The organism is Micromonospora sp. WMMD736 (assembly GCF_049179015.1).
GTDB lineage: Bacteria > Actinomycetota > Actinomycetes > Mycobacteriales > Micromonosporaceae > Micromonospora.
The window spans coordinates 7,017,032-7,035,860 of sequence record NZ_JBMHMI010000001.1 but is presented as its reverse complement, the minus strand read 5'-3'; the positions used below and the strand labels follow the sequence as shown (position 1 = coordinate 7,035,860).

Sequence of the window (18,829 nt, the reverse complement as noted above, 5' to 3'; positions counted from 1 at the left end):
CGGCCCTCGACGAATGCTCGACCTGGAGCGTCACCCCATGCCAATAGACGCAGGAAAGATGCTCGCTGACCTGTCCACTCCCTGGCGCGGCTTCCTGGAGGACTGGCATCGGTCACTGCGGTCCGGAAACTATCCGGAGACGACCCGCTACAACTATCTGCTCGCCGCGGCACAGCTGGCCCGCTACCTGCAGGACCGTGCGGCATCGGCACCTGACACGTCGGAGGCAGCCCACGATCCCACCGCCGTGGCCCGGGCACATGTCGAGGAGTTCCAGGCGTGGATGGTGGAGACACGCTCACCCGCAACCGCCCTGAACAAGCACAAAGCTCTGCAGCAGTTCTTCAAATGGCTCGCGCTCGACGAGGAGGAGATCGATCGATCTCCGATGGAGCGCGTCCGGCAGCCCAAGACGCCGCAAAAGCTGATACCGATCATGCGGGACGACGACACGCGACGCATCCTGGACACGTGTCGCGGCAGAGCGTTCGTCGACCGGCGAGACGAGGCGATCATCCGCCTGCTGTACAACACGGGTGCGCGGCTGTCCGAGGTCGCCAACCTTCATGTTGACGATGTCAGCCTCGCCGACACGGACACTGTCCGCTACCACGGCAAGGGCGCCAAGGACCGCCGGGTACGGCTGGGACCCAAGACCGCACGGGCCATGAGCCGCTATCTCCGAATGCGGTCCCAGCACAAAGGGTCACTCCTTGCCGAGCTTTGGCTCGCGGAGCGAGGCACACGGGCACTAGCGGCCAACGGCATCAAGCTCATGCTGAAACGCCGCGGCCGGCGCGCCGGCGTCGCGAACGTCCACGCCCACCGCTGGCGGCACAACTTCGCCCACGAGTGGAAGCGCGCCGGCGGCGACACGGGCGACCTGATGCTGCTGCTCGGCTGGACCTCAGACGACATGCCCCGGCACTACGGCGCCAGCGCAGCCGCCGAACGCGCCCAGGAGAGCCAATCCCGTGTCGGGATCGGTGAGCGTGTCTGAGCCCGACGAACCGACAGCCGGGTCGACGGGGCTGACACCGGAGCAGCGTCGCCGCCGGGCACGCATAGCCGCCCACGCATCCTGGGCCAGAACGACCGACCGCCGCGCCCGCACGGCAGCCGGCACGCAGGGCTTCCTCAAGCGCTTCGAACGACAGGTCGACCCCGAGGGCCTGCTCGATCCAGATGTACGCACGGAAATGGCACGACACGCCAGGACGGCGTACATGTTGCAGCTGGCGGAGCTGTCCCGGAAGTCCCGCCGTCCGCGCACAGATCCGAGTCCATAGGCAGGTACGCCGTGACGTACAAGGATCGGCATGGCAAAGGGCTCCTGCGGCGCGCCGGTGAAGCCAGTCCACCACGATGGTCCCTCCAACCGAGACAATCGCGCCAACAAACAGGGGTCTGCTGTCACCGGATTCGTCTGTAGGCCGGCGTGGATGCCACCGGCAGCGCGGCCGGCGCCGCCGGCATGGCAACTGACGGTAGTGAAATCATGGCTGACGGGCTGGGTCCAACCACGGCGAGGGGACGTCGATGAGACTAGTGGAGACGATGATGCCGCAGGTAGCGGCGCTGATCGGCGTGGTGGTCGGCACTGTCGGCACGATCATTGCCACGACAGTGGCCGAGCGGGCTCGGTGGCGGCGCAGTCAAATGGTGCGATGGGACGAGCGGCGGCTGGACGCCTACGCCGATTTCACACGTGCCGTGAAGGAAATCCACCTGCTGGCGCTGGGAATGCTCAGCGCCCATCGGCCCGGCGCCCGTACCCCCGCACTTGACCGCGAGGAGGGGTTGGCGCGGTTGGCTGAGGCGGATGTGCGGCACACGCTGACATGGGAGGCAGTTCTGCTGCTCGGCGATGAGGTCACCGTAGGGGCGGCCTCCGCATGGCGTCACGCGGTGCGCGCTTTAGAGCAGGCCGCGCGGTCCTTACCGGACCCGCCCGACGACCTTACGGACCTGGTTCGGCAGGCCGATGAGACTCGTGACGGCTTCTACCGCGCCGCGCGGGGGAGCCTCGGTGTCCGCGGCGGCATCGTCGACCAGGTGCGGCGGCCGGCCGGCAATGGTGTGCCGGCCATTCGCCTCTGACGTAGGTCCATAACACGAGCACTTGGCGGCGGGCGGCGGTGGTGGGTGGCGTCGCGCTCAGTGAGCACCGGCTTTGCCCTATGGGCCGCCGCATTCGCTGACCCACCGCCGGCAGGCCGGTGGGTGATGTGCGGTTCGTGTCAGTCGTGGCGTCGGGGTGCGGGTGGGTGACCGCGGTTCGGATCGTGTTTTCGGAGGGAGTCCTCGCTTTCGTTGGCGAGTCGTTGTAGTAGCCATTCGGTTGCCGCGTGCACCTCGGTGGCGGCACCGAGCGGGGTCTCGACCGGCGGACAGGTCTGGGCGTCGACCTGGTGGCCGCCGCAGCCGGTGGGGTCGGAGTCGCAGCTGAGGGAGATCGTGGTGTGCACCTGCCATGGCGGTCCGGGTCGGTGGTAGGGCATGCTGCCTGCCGGGGCGCAGAGGACATCTACCCAGATCTGATTCGATCCCCCTTCGCCCGCCAGTATCGTGACCGGGAACTCCGGTTCGGGCCCGAGCCGCTGATAGCGGAAGCGGTTCAGGGTTACGCCCCAAAGCTGAGCGTCGGATCGTGCACCCAGCCGCTGTCCAAGCCGGAAGAGGGTCTCGTCGGCAGACTGCAGAAGCTGACGAACGCGGTCGTGTTCCGTCCGATCCGCCAGGGCGGGGAACAGCCAGCCGATCTCGCCCAGCGGCAGCGGAATATCCCGAGAGGTCACGACTCAGTCTGTGTTGCCGAACCACGCAACGTCCACCCTTTACCTGCGCGCCGCCGCGCGGTCAGCGGCAGATCAGCGTACCCGATCTTGACGGCAGCAGCCGGTGGCTCGGTGGTTCCGCAATAGGTCGGATGCAAGTAAGACGTGCCCGTCCGGCTCCTGAAGCGACGGCGAGGCAACTGGTTGTCGCATATCCGACTCGAAGGGATGCGCTTTACCACGCCGGTTGCGGTCACAGGTCATGCGAACAGGCAGCAGAGTTCAATAACCGCGGGAACCACCGGTGTGCGCGGTGCTGGCATGATGCCCGTCATGAATTGGGGACCAGTTAGGCGCCAAACGCTGAGACGCTTCGTTCTCGTTCCGCTGATCGTGGCGCTAATGCTCTTCGGCGGTGGGTTGATTCTGAAAGCGTTTGCCAGCGGCGATGCCGAGGTGGCCCGACTCGCTGGGTATGCCGGCATAGGCTCGTTCGTGTTGGCTGTCCCTGCATCGGTGGCCGCTGTCTGGCAATTGGTCGCGAGCCGTTCCTCTCGGGCGGACGTTCTTCAGGTGCTGGCGGGTGCGGTGTCCAAGCAATGGTCGGAGGAGTCCAGGTGCCTGGATCTCGACGATCGGCTGAACGTCGCATGGAAGCCGGTCATTGCCCACAACACCGCACGCGCTTCCGGCCGTCGGCAACCCGACCGGGTACGCCCCCCAGCCAGAACGCTATCCGAAGCGTTCCTGCGGCTACCGCACCGGCGCCTTGTACTCCTCGGATCTGCCGGAGCGGGCAAGACTGTCGCCGCGATCATGTTGGTCCTTGATCTTGCTAGGGAATCGCGTGACAACGTCCCCGTACCCGTTCTCATCGGCCTCGCGGGCTGGGATCCCAGCGCCGAGGACCTGGACCTCTGGCTAGCTCGTCGGCTCGCCGAAACATACCCCGTCCTCAGCAGCGCCAGCGCCCGCGACCTGCTCGAGCGCGGATCGGTCATGCCGATACTCGATGGGCTTGACGAAGTCGCCCCGCAGCTACGGGCACGCGCCCTACAGCGAGTCAGCGAAACGGCCGTGACTGGCCGCCCGTTGGTGCTGACCTGCCGAAAGAATGAGTACGACACGCTGATCGCCTCAAAGGCACTCCTCGTCGCCGACGCGTCTGTCTGGTGCCTTGAACCCGTTAGCCGGACCGAGCTAGAGCGCTATCTGAACCGCAGGCGTCCACGCGGGGACCGGCACTGGCGAGTGATCGTTGACCATGTCCGGGCGAAGCCGAATGGTCCGCTGGCCGTCGCACTAACTACGCCGCTCATGGTGAGCATGGCTCACGCCGTCTACTCGTCGGCCGACGCGGATCCCGCTGACCTGCTGAACTTTCCCGACCGGGACAGCGTCGAGCTACACCTCCTCGACGCGTTCCTCCTCCGCGTGTACGGCCGTGACAGCGCTCGCGTCCGCCAGCACCTAGCAGCCTTAGCCGAACTGATGGGAGACGGTGGCGAGTTCGTGTGGTGGAAACTCCACCACACCGTCTCGACATTCCGACCAGGGTGTCTGTTGGCCCTTGCGGGCGGACTGTTCGGCGGATGGGTCGGCTCTATAATCGTGCTTCCAGCCGACGCAGGGTGGCGTCGGATTCTAGTGGTCGCTGCGTTCGCCGTCCTGGGATTCTTCGCCCTATTTAGTAACTTCACAACGGAGCCCGCGGCTGGAGGCCGACGCAAAGCGGGGCCAAGACCGCGTCGGCTGGCATGGACATTCGCCCAGCGCAAGCGTGGCGACAGCTTGATCCACTACCCGGATCTCGTTCACCGGTACTTGTATGCCGCCGGTCTTGGCACCCTGGCTGCTCTCGTAGTGTTCTGCGGGTACGGCTCGTGGGACCTGGGAATCATCCTTCTCGCATATCTTGGTCTCGCTGGCATCGGCGCTATCAGTGGAGCCATGTTGGAGATCCTGTACCGATGGCTTAGCGCTCCAGCGCCGGTTGAACGTGCGGCCAGCCCGCTGTCGGTGTTGCGGCAGGACCGGACCGCGGCGCTGCTGGCGCTGCCGCCGTACCTGCTGGTCGGCGCGATGGCCGGAGTATTCCTCGGCACCGACCTGAGTCAGATGCCGCCCGGACCGACGAACGTCGCCGCCGTCGTGATCGGATTCGCGGTCGGGTTCCTAGCATGGATCGGGCACACCCTGACCTCTACCGCGTGGGGTTGGTTCTGCCTAGCCCGTGCACGGTTGGCAACGGCCGGGACGCTGCCGTGGTCATTGATGAGATTCCTTGCTGGCGCACATCGACGCCAGTTGCTGCGCCAGGTAGGGCCAGCGTATGAGTTCCGGCACAGCAGGCTCCAAGAGTTTCTACGCTCGCCCCGGTGATTGAGGTTCAGTCGCACACCCTCGATTGCTGCTGGTTCGCGGAAATGGGCTGGACCCTTTTCGACGGACAGGGTCGATGTGTTGATCTTAGTCAGTCACTCCACAAGAGGCTCCACCAGCTAGAGGGCAGAGATGGACGTAAGAGCTCGTTCTTGCCGAGCTAGCGCGCGTATCACGTTCAAGGATCCGTGTCGCCAAGCCGCGAGTCTGCACAGCAGCTGGATTGTCGCTTCAGTCGCTGTCTGCGGCATCGGTGGGGTCGGCAAGCCGAGGCTGACTGCCAGGTCGTCGGTGTGCACGACCAGCTCCATGACCCGGGTCAGCAGGAAGTCGTCGACCTTTAGGCCCCAGTTGCCGAGGTCCACGATGCGGTCGGGCGGCTGGGCTGTCACCATGGCACCCAGGTCGGTCAATGCCGCATCGACCGCGTCCGCCAGCTCCCTGGGGTTCGTCGCTGCAGCTGTCTGCTCACTGCGGCGCCGGATGTCGATGTTGTCGGCACTGTCCACGCCTGAGGTCACCCAGGCGTTGCCGGTGAAGTGCTCCAGCACCGAGACCGCCGAGCCTCCCGGCGGCGCGGCGAGGAACGTCACGGTCTGAGTGACCTGGTTGGCCAGATGACGGGCGAGGCCACCGGTGGAGAAGTCCGGCAGTGCGCTGGGCGAGGACCATCGCTCGGCCAGTATCGGATTGCGCAACAGGGCCAGGGCAGTCGCGGCGGCGTCCAGGAACACGGGTCGGATCATCGAGTGCACGTTATGCGCGCACAGGAACCCTTGTCATCCCCCGCACGAGCCAGCGAGGAGCGGCTCCCCGTTTCGAATCGGTGATCACCGGCAGATCTGAACGCCGAGCCGCGCGTCGCTGGCACGCCATCCGTTACGCAACGTCGCCAATCGGAACGTCCGCCGGTCCTCCACGCATCACGAATGCCGATCAGGCGATCAGGCGATCAGTGGGAGGCCAGCCACCCCGATGCAGCTCTGCACGACAAGACGTACCGGAATCTGCACCGGAGCCAGTGCGCCGAACCCCGCCTGACTCGACTTGGGTCCGCCGATCAACGACGAAAGCAACGCGGTCGGTCGAGCCGGTACTCGGACCGGCCGACCGCGTTGCCGGCGTCTACACCCCTTCCCCGATGCCCAGCTGCACCTGGATCTCCTGGGCGCGTTCCGCCGCCGCGCTGGCGCCGTAGTGCCGGGGCATGTCCTCCGAGGTCCAGCCCAACAACAGCATCAGGTCACCGGTGTTCCCGCCGGCACGCTTCCACTCGTGGGCAAAGTTGTGCCGCCAGCGGTGGGCGTGCACATTCGCAACGCCGGCGGCGAGGCCCAGCCGCTTCAAGCGAATCTTGATGCCGTTGGCCGCCAACCTCCGACCGCCACGGTCGGCGAGCCACAGATCCGGCAGTTCAGAACCCTTGTGCTTGCCTCGCGCCCGTAGGTAGCGGCTGATGGCCCGGGCCGTCTTCGGCCCGAATCGCACCCGGCGATCCTTGGCACCCTTGCCGTGGTAGTGCACCGACTCCGTGTTCAGGTCGACGTCATCGAGCAGCAGGTTGCCGACCTCCGACAGCCGCGCTCCGGTGTTGTAGTACAGGCGAATGATCGCCTCGTCGCGCAGGTGCGGAAAGGTCTTGCCCCTGCAGGCGTCGAGGAGCTTCTTCGTGTCCTCGTCCCGGATGATCGGGATCAGCTTCTGTGGCGTCTTGGGCTGTCGGACCCGATCCATCGGAGAACGGTCGATGTCCTCCTCAGCCAGCAACCACTTGAAGAACTGCTGCAGACCCTTGTGCTTGTTCAACGCGGTCGACGCGGACCGGGTCTCGATCATCCACGCCTGAAACGCCTCCGCATGTCCCCGGGTCACCTCGGTGGGGTCCTCCGCGGCGTCGGCGGCATCAGGGTCGGGCGAGTGCTCGGCCAGGTAGCGGGCCAACTGCGCTGCCGCGAGGAGGTAGTTGTACCGGGTCGTCTCCGGGTAGTTGCCCGCCCGCAGCGTCCGGTCCCAGTCGCGCAGGTATCCCGCCCAGGTCGAGGACAGGTCGGTCGTGAGCTTGGTGAGGTCCAGTAGAGCCATGTCGGTCACCCGTCGAGTCAAGGGGTCGATAAGCGGCGTGCTCGACCTCGACGAACCACCGTGAACACGAAAAAGAGGGTTTCCACAGGCTCTGACCTGTGGAAACCCTCTCGCTGTCGGGACGGCCGGATTCGAACCGACGACCCCTTGACCCCCAGTCAAGTGCGCTACCAAGCTGCGCCACGTCCCGCCCCCGCAGAGTTCCCCCTGCGACAGCCGGTACAGCTTAGCGCAGCACTTCTGCCCCGTCCGCACAGGCCCCACCCGCGTTGTCGGAGCGGCGAACCACCCCACAACCCCTAGAGCGTCCTAGGAGGGTGGGCCAGGAGGAAGCCTGGCCCACCCCTTCGGAAGGTCAGCCGTGTGCCTTGCCCCGGCCGCCGGGGCCGAGCTTCTTGCGGGGGCGTACGGAGATCTCGATGGGACTGCCCTCGTACCCGAACTCCTCGCGGAGCTTGCGCTCGACGAACCGCTGGTATCCGGCGTCGAGCGGGCCCGTGGTGAAGAGCACGAACCGCGGCGGCGCCACCCCGGCCTGCGTGGCGAACAGGATGCGGGGCGCCCGTCCACCGCGCACCGGGTGCGGGGTGGCCTGCACGAGCGCGGTGAGCCACTGGTTGAGGTGCGCGGTCGGTACGCGCAGTTCCCAGCTCGCCAGGGCCTTGTTGAGGGCCGGGGCCAGCTTGTCCACCGCGCGGCCGGTCATGGCCGACAGGTTCAGCCGGATCGCCCAGGGGATGCGGCGCAGCTCCCGGTCGATCTCCTTGTCCAGGTAGTACCGGCGGTCGGCGTCGACCAGGTCCCACTTGTTGAACGCGATGACCAGCGCGCGGCCGGCCTCGGTCACCATCGTGAGGATCCGCTGGTCCTGCTCGCTGATCGGCTCGCTGGCGTCCAGCAGCACGACGGCCACCTCGGCGGCCTCGATCGCGCCGGCGGTGCGCAGGCTGGCGTAGTACTCGGTGCCGCTGGCCTTGCCGACCCGCTTGCGCAGGCCGGCGGTGTCCACCAGCTGCCAGGTCTGGCCGCCGATCTCGACCAGGCTGTCCACCGGGTCCACTGTGGTGCCGGCGACCGAGTCGACGACGGCCCGGTCCTCGCCGGAGAACCGGTTGAGCAGGCTGGACTTGCCGACGTTCGGCCGGCCGACCAGCGCCACCCGGCGCGGCCCGCGCGGCCGGTTCTCGACGATCGCCGGAGCCTCCGGCAGCGCGGCGAGGATGGCGTCCAGCAGGTCACCGGAGCCGCGCCCGTGCAGCGCGGACACCGGGAACGGCTCGCCGAGGCCGAGCGACCAGAGCGACACGGCCTCCATCTCGATGGAGTTGTTGTCGGCCTTGTTGGCCACCAGGATGACCGGCTTGGCGCTGCGCCGCAGCATCTTCACCGCGGCCTCGTCCACGTCGGTGGAGCCGACCATCGCGTCGACCACGAACAGGACCACGTCGGCGGTGACCACCGCCGTCTCGGCCTGCGCGGCGATGGCTGCCGCGCGGTCCTTCGCGTCCGGTTCCCAACCGCCGGTGTCGACCACGGTGAACGACCGGCCGTTCCACTGCGCGTCGTACGGCACGCGGTCCCGGGTCACCCCGGGAATGTCCTCCACGACCGCCTGCCGGCGGCCGATGATCCGGTTGACGAGCGTCGACTTGCCCACGTTGGGGCGGCCGACGACCGCGACCACCGGCTGCGGACCGGTCGGCTCCTCGACGGCGAGGTCCGGCTCCCGCAGCTCAACCCACCCAGCGGAATCGGCGCTCATGCCGCCACTCCCCGCTCGGTGAGCAGGTCCCGCAGCCGGGCCACGACCTCGTCGATGCCCAGCTCGGTGGTGTCCAGCACGACGGCGTCCGTCGCCTGGGCCAGCGGGTTGACCTTGCGGGTCGAGTCGAGCCGGTCGCGGCGGGCCAGGTCGGCGGCGGTGGCCGCCACGTCGGAGGCGTCCTCGGCGCTGCGCCGGGCCGCGCGGGCCGCCTCGGAGGCGGTCAGGAAGACCTTCAGGTCGGCGTCCGGCGCCACGACCGAGCCGATGTCCCGGCCCTCGACCACCATCCGGCCCGCGTTGACGATCATCTCGCGCTGCCGGGCGACCAGCAGCTCACGGACGGCCGGCACGGCGGCGACGGCGGAGACCGCCTGGGTCACCTCGGGCCCGCGGATGTCCGCGTCCACGCTCACGCCGTCGACGGTCACGCCGTACCCCTGGGGGTCGGTGCCGATGCGCAGGTCGGCCTCACCGGCGACCTTGGCCACCGACGCGGCGTCCGTGAGGTCCACGCCGGAGCGCAGCACGGCCCACGTGATCGCCCGGTACATCGCCCCGGTGTCCAGGTAGCGCGCACCGATGCCGGCGGCGAGCCGCCGCGACACGGTGGACTTACCCGAACCGGACGGCCCGTCCACAGCGACCACACATCGCTCGGCCCGTACGTTTTCCTCCACCGTGTCCTCCTCAGCCCGTACCTCGCGATCGCCCGGTGCTGGCGCCGCAAGCGGTTGTCCATCGTCGTCCATCATGCCCGGGGCCCGTGGCGGACCCACACGCGACGCCGCCCGAGGCGACCCACGCCACCCTCCGGCGGCCGCTTCCCGGCCGCTGCGGAGCCTACCGGCAGCCGTACCCGCAAGGCCGGGGGTCAGTCACCCACCGCGCGGAACAGGGCGGCGACCTCCGCGTTGGTCAGGCGCCGCAGACGCCCGGTGCGCAGGTCGCCCAACCGGATCGGACCGATGGAGGTACGCACCAGACGGGTGACCGGGTGCCCGACCTCGTCCATCAACCGCCGGACGATGTGCTTGCGCCCTTCGTGCAGGCTCAGCTCCACCTGGGCGCTCTTGCCCAGGGTGCCGACCACCTTGAACGAGTCGACCTTGACCGGCCCGTCCTCCAGCTCGACGCCCGCGAGGAGCCGCTTGCTCAGGTTGCGCGGGATCGGCCCGACCACCTCGGCCAGGTAGGTCTTCAGCACCTCGTACGAGGGGTGCATGAGCTTGTGCGCGAGGGTGCCGTCGTTGGTGAGCAGCAGCAGGCCCTCGCTGTCCGCGTCGAGCCGCCCGACGTGGTAGACCCGCTGGTCCAGCCGCCGGCCGATGAAGTCGGCCAGCTCGGTGCGGCCCTTCTCGTCCGCCATGGTGGTGACCACCCCGCGCGGCTTGTTCATCGCCACGTAGACCAGGCGGACGTCGACCTGGAGGCGCTCGCCGTCGACGTGGATCACGGCCTTCGCCGGGTCGACCTTGTCGCCGAGCTTGGCGACCCGCCCGTCCACGGTGACCCGACGCCGGAAGATCAGGTCCTCGCAGGCGCGCCGGGAACCCACGCCGGCGGCGGCCAGCACCTTCTGCAGGCGTTCCGCGCCCTCGTAGACGGGGGCGTCGGGCTTCGGGGAACGGTTATCGGGTCGCATCGGCAAGCTCTTCTACGTCGTCGGGCAGGAAGGGTGCGAGAGGTGGCAATTCGTCGACGGTGTTCAGCCCGAGCTTCTCCAGGAACAGCGTGGTGGTCCGGTACAGGAACGCCCCGCTGTCCGATTCGGTGCCGCACTCCTCGACGAGACCGCGAGTGACCAGCGTACGGATGACGCCGTCGCAGTTGACACCCCGGATGGCCGAGATCCGCGACCGGGTCACCGGCTGCTTGTACGCGACCACGGCCAGGGTCTCCAGAGCCGCCTGGGTCAGCCGCACGGACTGCCCGTCCAGGACGAACCGCTCGACGTACGTAGCGTATTCCGGCCGGGTGTACAACCGCCAACCGCCGGCGGCCCGACGCAGCTCGAACCCGTTGCCGGCGGCCGTGTAGCCAGCGGCGATCTCGTCGAGCATCGGCCCGATCCGCTCGGCCGGCTGCTCCAGCACCTGGGCCAGGACCAGCTCGCTGACCGGTTCGTCCACCACCAGGAGGATCGCCTCCAGCGCGCCGCGCAGCTCGGCGTCGGGCAGCTCGGGCGCGGGCTCCGGCACGACTGTCGCCCGCCGCCGCCCGGCCGCTGGCCGAGGGGGTACGTCCGGGGTCGCCGTCTGCGGGGCTACGGCCGGCTCGGCGGTCTCTACCGTCGGGACGGTCCGGATCGACTCGGTTGACTCGGAGGTCCCGGCGGGCTCGGTTTTCGCTGGCGGCTCGGCGGGCTCAGGCGTCTCGTCGGCTTCCGGGTGCTGCGCGGGCACCGACGCGGACTCGGGGGTGGTGGTCGGGGCCGCCGGGCGGGGGCGTTCCCACGGGGGGACCCAGGCGGCGGCCTGGTCGGCCAGCGAGTCCCGGCGTTGCTCGTCACTCATCCCGCTCATCCTCTGTCGCGTACGTCCCGGAAGTACCGCCGGTCTCCCCCACCACTTCCGGCCCCGCCAGTTCCAGCCTCGCCGGCTCCGGCCCGGGCGGCGGGTCGGGCTCGGCAGCCGTGCCGGCGTACTCGTCGACGTGCAGCTCGGTCTCGCCGTCGGCGGGCCCGGTCCAGCGCACGGTCAGCTCCTCCAGGGCCTGCTCCTGCACGAAGGCCACCAGACCCTCCCGGTACAGCTCCAGCAGCGCCAGGAACCGGGCCACCACCTCCAGTGTGGCCTCGCAGTCGGCGCAGAGCAGCGAGAACGTGGCCGTGCCGGCCCGGCGCAGCCGGGCGGTGAGGATCGCCGCGTGTTCCCGCACGCTGACCCGCACCATGTGCACGTGGGCGATGGACACCTCCGGCGTCGCCTTCGGGGTCATCGCCTTCACGGCCAGTTTCAGCAGCCGCTGCGGGCCGATGCCGAGCACCAGGTCGGGCAGCGCCTCGGCGTAGCGGGGTTCCAGGCTCACCGCGCGGGGGTAGCGGCGGCCGCCGACCGCCTCCAGCTCGGCGATGTGTGCCGCCGCCTCCTTGTACGCCTTGTACTGCAGCAGCCGGGCGAAGAGCAGGTCCCGGGCCTCCAGCAGGGCGAGGTCCTCCTCGTCCTCGACGTCGGCGGCGGGCAGCAGCCGGGCGGCCTTCAGGTCGAGCAGGGTCGCGGCGATGAGCAGGAACTCGCTGGCCTCGTCCAGGTCCCAGTCGTCGCCCATGGCGCGGATGTAGGCGATGAACTCGTCGGTGACCGTGTGCAGGGCCACCTCGGTGACGTCGAGCTTGTGTTTGCCGATGAGTTGCAGCAGCAGGTCGAAGGGGCCGGTGAAGTTGGCCAGTCGCACCGTGAACCCGGCGGGCTGCGCACCGTCGACCACGGCCGGATCGGCGGTGTCGGGCGGGTCGAGGGGTGGCGCGGTCACCGCACGACCGTAGTCCACGAGACGGGCACCGGGACGTCCGGCTACCGCTCCGACTGGGCGGCGATCACCTCGCGGGCCAGCTGACGGTAGTTGCGCGCCCCGGAGGAGGCCGGGTCCATCGTCGTGATGGGGGCACCGGCCACGGTGGACTCCGGGAACTTCACCGTCTTGGTGATGACCGTCTGGTAGACCTTGTCGCCGAACGCCTCGACCACCCGCTGGAGCACCTGGCGGCAGTGAGTGGTGCGGCTGTCGTACATGGTGGCGAGGATGCCTTCGAGCTCCAGGTCGAAGTTGAGCCGTTCGCGCACCTTGTCGATGGTGTCCAGCAGCAGGGCCACACCGCGCAGGCTGAAGAACTCGCACTCGAGCGGGATGAGCACGCCGTGCGCGACGGTCAGCGCGTTGATCGCCAGCAGGCCGAGGGACGGCTGGCAGTCGATCAGGATGTAGTCGTACTCCTTGCGGACCGAGCGCAGCACCCGGGCCAGGGCCATCTCACGGGCGACCTCGTTGACGAGCTGGATCTCGGCGGCGGAGAGGTCGATGTTGGCCGGCAGCAGGTGCAGGCCCGCGACGTCGGTCTTGATGAGGACGTCCTCGGCGGTCACGTCGTCCTGCATGAGCAGGTTGTAGACGGACAGGTCGAGGTTGTGCGGGTTGACACCCAGGCCCACCGAGAGCGCGCCCTGCGGGTCGAAGTCGACGAGGAGCACCTTGCGGCCGTACTCCGCGAGGGCCGCGCCCAGGTTGATGGTGGTGGTCGTCTTGCCGACGCCACCCTTCTGGTTGGCCATCGCGATGATGCGCGCCGGGCCGTGCCGATCGGTGGGCATCGGCTCGGGAATCGGCTTGCGCATGGTGTAGGCGGCCGGGTCGGCCGGACCCAGATCGTTGCCGAGCGCGGCCTGCTGCTCGCGGAGCTCCGACGTCCACGTCTCGGCACGGTCACCGTTGCCAGCCATGTCCTCGTTGCCCCCTCCCGACGACCCACCCGGCGTCGGAGCCGTCCGACGTCCTTCGCGGCGCCGCTGCGCACCCCGGTCTGTCGCCCCAGGAGGTCCGCGCCGATGCCGACTGTACGCCACCGACCAGCAGGGCGTTCGGCACCGGCCCGGCGTGTCGGGGCCGATGCCCGCCGGGGCCGTCAGTCACGGGCGCGCGGGTGGGCGGTGGCGTACACCTCGCGCAGCCGTTCGACGGTGACGAGGGTGTAGACCTGGGTGGTGGTCACCGAGGCGTGGCCGAGCAGTTCCTGCACGACCCGTACGTCGGCGCCGCCGTCGAGCAGGTGGGTCGCGTACGAGTGGCGCAGGGTGTGCGGGGACACCGCCGACGGTCCGTCGACCGGCAGTCCGGCGCGGGCGGCGGCGTGCCGCAGGATGATCCAGGCGCCCTGGCGGGACAGCGCGCCACCCCGGGCGTTGAGGAACACCGCCGGGGTGCCCCGGCCGGCGGCGGCCAGCGTCGGGCGGGCCCGGACCAGGTAGGCGCGGACCGCGTCGACGGCGTACCCGCCGATCGGAACGAGGCGCATTCGGCCGCCCTTGCCGCGCAGCAGCACGGTGCCCTCGTCGACGTCCAGGTCGTCGATCGCCGCGCCGACCGCCTCGGAGATGCGCGCGCCGGTGCCGTACAGGAACTCCAGCAGCGCACGGTCGCGCAGCGCGAGCGACGCCCCGTCGCCGGTCGCGGTGACCGGGCCGGCGGTCTCCAGCAGCCGGACCACGTCGTCGACTCCCAGCGCGCGGGGCAGCCGGCGGGGTGGGGTGGGCGGGCGGACGTCGCGGCTCGGGTCGGCGCCGGCCAGCCCTTCGCGCAGGGCGAACCGGTGCAGGCCCCGCACCGCGCTGGCCGCGCGGGCGGCCGACGACACGGCAAGGGGCGGGTGGTCGTCGTCGCCGGCGCGCAGTCGGGCCAGGTGCGACTCGACGACGCCGGGGGCGACCGACGCGAGGTCGGCGACGCCGGCGTCGGCCAGGGTGGCCAGGTAGCGGTCCAGATCCCGGCGGTACGAGGCGAGGGTGTTCGCGGAGAGGCCGCGCTCGACGGTGAGGTGGTCGAGGTAGCCGCGGACGGCACGGCGCAGGGCCGGCGCGGGTTCGACGCCCGCACCGGCCCGCGGCACCGCGGAGTCGGTCAGCCCAGCACCTCGGCCAGCGTCAGCACGGGCATGCCGTGCGCCTCGGCGACCGGGCCGTAGGTGACCTGGCCGTCGTGGGTGTTGAGGCCCAGCGCCAGCGCGGGGTCGCTGCGCAGCGCGTCGCGCCAGCCCTGGTTGGCCAGTTCGAGGGCGTACGGCAGGGTGACGTTGGTCAGCGCGTAGGTGCTGGTGTTCGGCACCGCGCCGGGCATGTTCGCCACGCAGTAGAAGATCGACTCGTGCACCTTGTAGACCGGGTCGGCGTGCGTGGTGGGGCGCGAGTCCTCGAAGCAGCCGCCCTGGTCGATGGCGATGTCGACGAGCACGCTGCCCGGCTTCATCCGGGAGACCAGCTCGTTGGAGATGAGCGTCGGGGCCTTCGCGCCGGGCACCAGCACCGCGCCGATGACCAGGTCGGCGTCGAGGACGGCCCGCTCGATCTCGTACGCGTTGGACGCGACGGTCTGCAGATGCCCCCGGTAGATGGCGTCGGCCTGACGCAGCCGGGCCACGTTCTTGTCCAGCAGCAGCACCTCGGACTGCAGGCCCAGGGCGATGGCGGCGGCGTTCAGGCCGGAGACGCCGGCGCCGATGACCACGGTCTTCGCCGCGTACACGCCGGAGACACCGCCGGGCAGCACCCCGCGGCCGCCGCCGGTCCGCATCATGTAGAACGCGCCGACCTGCGGGGCGAGCCGGCCGGCGACCTCGGACATCGGCGCGAGCAGCGGCAGCGACTTGTCGGGCAGCTCCACCGTCTCGTACGCGATGCCGGTGACCTTCCGGTCGACCAGCGCGTCCGTGCACTCCTTGGAGGCGGCCAGGTGCAGGTAGGTGAAGAGCACCTGCCCCTCGCGCATCCGGTGGTACTCCTCGGCGATCGGCTCCTTGACCTTGAGCACCAGCTCGGCGGTGTCCCAGACCTCGTCGGCGGTGGCCAGGATCTTCGCGCCGGCGGCGGCGAACTCCTCGTCGGTGATGCTGGAGCCGACGCCCGCGCCGGATTCGACGAAGACCTGGTGGCCGCTGCGGGTGAACTCGTTGACGCCCGCCGGCGTGATCGCCACGCGGTACTCGTGGTTCTTGACCTCGCGTGGGATTCCGACCTTCACGATGCAGACACCTCTCTTCGGGGGTGCGTTCCCCCCGACCGCTCGGTGCCACGACGGCCCCATTGCCACCGCGGTCCACCGGTCCCGCCGGCGGCAGTCTAGGCGCGTCCGACCCCGCGACGAGCCAGCACAGTGCCATCCGGTGCCCGGGCGACCTGACGGAGTGTCAGGGCACGGACCGGGCCGGCGGTGGACGACACCTCAGCCGTCAGGACAGTGTTCGCCCATTATCGTCCCATCTGCCGGCTGGCGGTACGGACAGCGGGTGAGTGGATCACTATTGTGTCCGCCCATGACCACTCCTCCTTACCACCCCGGGTACGCCCAGGGTTACTCCGACAAGAGCAAGGTCGTCGCGGGCATCCTCGGCATCCTGCTCGGCACCTTCGGGGCCGGTCGGTTCTACACCGGACACACCAAGATCGCCGTCCTTCAGCTCGTCGTCGGCGTCTGCACTGGCGGTATCGGCGGCCTCTGGGGCCTCATCGACGGCATCCTGATCCTCGTCAACGGCGGTACGGACGCGCAGGGCCGCCCGCTGCGGGACTGACCTGCCACGTCGCCACCCAAAGGGGCCCCGCCGTCGGCGGGGCCCCTTTGGCGCGTACTCGATGATCGGCTGGACCGGCGGCGGCCGCTCAGCGCGGCAGCGGCGCCTGGGCCCGGCGCAGCGCCGCGAAGCCGGTGTCCCGGCCACGCGCCGCCGCGAGCAGGCCGGCCACCGCGGACGCGTTGGTGATCTCGCCGGCCAGCACCATGCCGACCGCCTCGTCGAGATCGACGCGGACGACCTGGAGGTCGGCCTCCTCGTCGTGGCGCTCGTGCCGCTCGTCGGCCGGCACGTCGGCGAGGTCCCGGGCCAGGAACACCCGGACCAACTCGTTGGTGAACCCGGGCGAGCTGTGCAGGTCGACCAGCACGTCGATCCGCCCTGCGGTGAGGTCGGCCTCCTCGGCCAACTCCCGCAGCGCGGCGGCCGGCAACTCCTCGCCGGAGACGTCCATCAGCCCGGCCGGCAGCTCCCAGAGGTGCCGGCCCACCGGGTGCCGGTACTGGCGGATCAGCACCACCTGACCGGCGTCGTCGAGGGCCACCACGGCCACCGCCCCGACGTGCCGCACCAGGTCACGCCGCCCGGTGCCGCCGCCCGGCATGGTCACCTCCTCGGTGACCACCTCGAAGATCGGCCCGCGGTACCGCTCCTCGCGGGAGCGGACCTCGTAGCGGTGGTCGGTCACGCCGACGCCTTCGTGGCAGCGCCGTTGCGGGCTGCCTTGCGGGTCGACGGGGCCTCCGCGGCGGGCTCGAGGTCGACCGGCAACTGGTCGGCCTGCGAGTACGTCACCGCGGCCTTGACGAACGACGCGAACAGCGGGTGCGGGCGGGTCGGGCGGCTCTTCAACTCGGGGTGCGCCTGCGTGGCCACGAAGAACGGATGCAGGTTCCGGTCCAGCTCGATGAACTCGACCAGCCGGCCGTCCGGCGAGGTGCCGGAGACGTGCAGACCCGCCTTGGTCAGCGCGTCCCGGTAGGCGTTGTTCACCTCGTAGCGGTGCCGGTGCCGCTCGCTGATCTCGGTGCTGCCGTACGCCTCGGCGACGATCGAGCCCTCGGTCAGGGTCGCCGGGTACGCCCCGAGCCGCATGGTGCCGCCCAGGTCGCCCTTGCCGGCGACGATGTCCTCCTGGTCGGCCATCGTGGCGATGACCGGGTGCGCGGCCTGCTCGTCGAATTCGAGCGAGTTCGCGCCGTCCAGGCCGGCCAGGTGCCGGGCCACGTCGATCGTCATGCACTGCAGGCCGAGGCAGAGGCCGAGCAGCGGAATGCCGTTCTCCCGGGCGTACCGGGCCGTGCCGATCTTGCCCTCGATGCCGCGGACGCCGAACCCGCCCGGGATGAGGATACCGTCCACGCCGGCCAGGGCCGCCGCCGCGCCGGCCGGGGTGACGCACTCGTCGCTGGGCACCCACTTGAGCTGAACCCGGGACCGGTTACCGAAACCGGCCGCCCGGATCGCCTCGCTCACCGACAGGTACGCGTCGGGCAGGTCGACGTACTTGCCGACCACGGCGACCGTCACCGTGTGCCGGGGGCGGTGCACCCGCTCCAGCAGGTCGTCCCAGCTCGCCCAGTCCACGTCCCGGAACGACAACCCGAGCCGGCGCACCACGTACGCGTCGAGCCCCTCGCGGTGCAGCACCTTCGGGATGTCGTAGATGCTCGGCGCGTCCGGGGCGGCGACGACCGCCTCGCGGTCCACGTCGCAGTAGAGCGACAGCTTCTCCTTGAGCTTCTCCGGGATCTCCCGGTCGCAGCGCAGCACGATGGCGTCCGGCTGGATACCGATGTTGCGCAGCTGCGCCACGGAGTGCTGGGTCGGCTTGGTCTTCAGCTCGCCGGACGGCGCCAGGTACGGCACCAGCGAGACGTGCAGGTAGAAACAGTTGTCCCGGCCCAGGTCGTGGCGGACCTGACGGATCGCCTCCAGGAACGGCAGCGACTCGATGTCGCCCACCGTGCCGCCGACCTCGGTGATGACCACGTCGGGCAGGACGCCGTCCTCGTCCGGGTCCGCCATCGCCAGGATCCGCGACTTGATCTCGTTGGTGATGTGCGGGATGACCTGGACGGTGTCACCCAGGTACTCGCCGCGCCGCTCCTTGGCGATCACGTCCGAGTAGATCTGCCCGGTGGTGACGTTCGCCTTGCCGGACAGCGCCCGGTCGAGGAAGCGCTCGTAGTGCCCGACGTCGAGGTCGGTCTCGGCACCGTCCTCGGTGACGAAGACCTCGCCGTGCTGGAACGGGTTCATCGTCCCCGGGTCGACGTTCAGGTAGGGGTCGAGCTTCTGCATCACGACGCGGAGCCCGCGCGCGGTCAACAGGTTGCCGAGGCTGGAGGCGGTGAGGCCCTTACCCAGCGAGGAGGCGACGCCCCCGGTGACGAAAATGTGCCTGGTCGTCCGTGCTGATGGGGCCAAGGCCTGCTCCCGTGTCGTCTGTCGCGGTCATGCAGACCGCCGTGCTCGATCACCAAAGTGATCACGCGATCCACGGGATTCCACGGTAACACCTCCACGACGGGTACCCGCAGGCCG

The 18,829-nt window shown here is 69.7% G+C and carries 17 protein-coding genes and 1 tRNA gene; 4 read left to right on the top strand and 14 right to left on the bottom strand.

Annotation, left to right across the window (positions count from 1 at the left end):
* The first annotated feature begins 58 nt into the window (after positions 1-58).
* Together ACN269_RS31995 and ACN269_RS31990 are read left to right on the top strand one after the other, a co-directional pair.
* On the top strand, positions 59-1,000 hold the full coding sequence (locus tag ACN269_RS31995; RefSeq protein ID WP_421476106.1) for a tyrosine-type recombinase/integrase: 942 nt from the start codon (positions 59-61) through the stop codon (positions 998-1,000).
* Positions 1,001-1,539: 539 nt separating this feature from the next.
* Positions 1,540-2,100, top strand: a complete 561-nt coding sequence (locus tag ACN269_RS31990) for a hypothetical protein (RefSeq protein WP_421476105.1) — start codon at positions 1,540-1,542, stop codon at positions 2,098-2,100.
* Between the two features lie 140 nt (positions 2,101-2,240).
* Here ACN269_RS31990 and ACN269_RS31985 read toward each other — a convergent pair whose 3' ends face one another.
* Positions 2,241-2,798 carry a hypothetical protein gene (locus tag ACN269_RS31985; protein ID WP_421476104.1) on the bottom strand — a complete coding sequence of 186 codons (558 nt, stop codon included), beginning with the start codon at positions 2,796-2,798 and terminating at the stop codon, positions 2,241-2,243.
* 312 nt (positions 2,799-3,110) lie between these two features.
* Between ACN269_RS31985 and ACN269_RS31980 the strand changes: the two genes are divergently transcribed.
* Positions 3,111-5,159, top strand: a complete 2,049-nt coding sequence (locus ACN269_RS31980; protein WP_421476102.1) for an NACHT domain-containing protein — start codon at positions 3,111-3,113, stop codon at positions 5,157-5,159.
* Between the two features lie 119 nt (positions 5,160-5,278).
* Here ACN269_RS31980 and ACN269_RS31975 read toward each other — a convergent pair whose 3' ends face one another.
* From ACN269_RS31975 to ald, 11 genes are all read right to left on the bottom strand, one after another.
* The gene (locus ACN269_RS31975) at positions 5,279-5,893 is read right to left on the bottom strand and encodes a maleylpyruvate isomerase N-terminal domain-containing protein (protein WP_421476101.1); all 615 of its coding nucleotides are present in this window, start codon (positions 5,891-5,893) and stop codon (positions 5,279-5,281) included.
* Between the two features lie 391 nt (positions 5,894-6,284).
* Positions 6,285-7,241, bottom strand: coding sequence for a tyrosine-type recombinase/integrase (locus ACN269_RS31970; RefSeq protein ID WP_421476100.1), 957 nt, complete (start codon positions 7,239-7,241; stop codon positions 6,285-6,287).
* Positions 7,242-7,357: 116 nt separating this feature from the next.
* Positions 7,358-7,431 (bottom strand) — tRNA-Pro (locus tag ACN269_RS31965).
* Between the two features lie 165 nt (positions 7,432-7,596).
* Positions 7,597-9,003, bottom strand: coding sequence for a ribosome biogenesis GTPase Der (der, locus tag ACN269_RS31960; RefSeq protein WP_421476099.1), 1,407 nt, complete (start codon positions 9,001-9,003; stop codon positions 7,597-7,599).
* On the bottom strand, positions 9,000-9,683 hold the full coding sequence (gene cmk, locus ACN269_RS31955; RefSeq protein ID WP_421476097.1) for a (d)CMP kinase: 684 nt from the start codon (positions 9,681-9,683) through the stop codon (positions 9,000-9,002). The genes der and cmk overlap by 4 nt, the downstream gene beginning before the upstream one ends.
* A 194-nt stretch (positions 9,684-9,877) precedes the next feature.
* A complete protein-coding gene (locus tag ACN269_RS31950; protein ID WP_421476096.1) occupies positions 9,878-10,648 on the bottom strand; it encodes a pseudouridine synthase in 771 nt (256 codons plus the stop codon).
* Positions 10,635-11,519 carry an SMC-Scp complex subunit ScpB gene (scpB, locus tag ACN269_RS31945; protein ID WP_421476095.1) on the bottom strand — a complete coding sequence of 295 codons (885 nt, stop codon included), beginning with the start codon at positions 11,517-11,519 and terminating at the stop codon, positions 10,635-10,637. The genes ACN269_RS31950 and scpB overlap by 14 nt, the downstream gene beginning before the upstream one ends.
* Complete coding sequence (locus ACN269_RS31940) at positions 11,512-12,477, bottom strand: segregation and condensation protein A (RefSeq protein WP_421476093.1); 966 nt, start codon at positions 12,475-12,477, stop codon at positions 11,512-11,514. Before ACN269_RS31940 ends, scpB begins: the two co-directional genes overlap by 8 nt.
* A 41-nt stretch (positions 12,478-12,518) precedes the next feature.
* Positions 12,519-13,442, bottom strand: a complete 924-nt coding sequence (locus ACN269_RS31935; RefSeq protein WP_357120878.1) for a ParA family protein — start codon at positions 13,440-13,442, stop codon at positions 12,519-12,521.
* Positions 13,443-13,624: 182 nt separating this feature from the next.
* Positions 13,625-14,605 (bottom strand): site-specific tyrosine recombinase XerD, encoded by a 981-nt coding sequence (locus ACN269_RS31930; RefSeq protein ID WP_421476092.1) that lies wholly within the window; start codon positions 14,603-14,605, stop codon positions 13,625-13,627.
* An 11-nt stretch (positions 14,606-14,616) separates the two neighbouring features.
* Positions 14,617-15,732, bottom strand: coding sequence for an alanine dehydrogenase (gene ald, locus ACN269_RS31925; RefSeq protein WP_421476090.1), 1,116 nt, complete (start codon positions 15,730-15,732; stop codon positions 14,617-14,619).
* 292 nt (positions 15,733-16,024) lie between these two features.
* Here ald and ACN269_RS31920 point away from each other — a divergent pair, with 292 nt between their 5' ends.
* Positions 16,025-16,282: a TM2 domain-containing protein gene (locus ACN269_RS31920; protein ID WP_421476088.1), complete on the top strand. Its 258-nt coding sequence runs from the start codon at positions 16,025-16,027 to the stop codon at positions 16,280-16,282.
* A gap of 88 nt (positions 16,283-16,370) precedes the next feature.
* Here ACN269_RS31920 and ACN269_RS31915 read toward each other — a convergent pair whose 3' ends face one another.
* Together ACN269_RS31915 and ACN269_RS31910 are read right to left on the bottom strand one after the other, a co-directional pair.
* A complete protein-coding gene (locus ACN269_RS31915) occupies positions 16,371-16,970 on the bottom strand; it encodes an NUDIX domain-containing protein (RefSeq protein WP_421476087.1) in 600 nt (199 codons plus the stop codon).
* On the bottom strand, positions 16,967-18,712 hold the full coding sequence (locus tag ACN269_RS31910; protein WP_421476085.1) for a CTP synthase: 1,746 nt from the start codon (positions 18,710-18,712) through the stop codon (positions 16,967-16,969). The genes ACN269_RS31915 and ACN269_RS31910 overlap by 4 nt, the downstream gene beginning before the upstream one ends.
* Positions 18,713-18,829 lie beyond the last annotated feature (117 nt).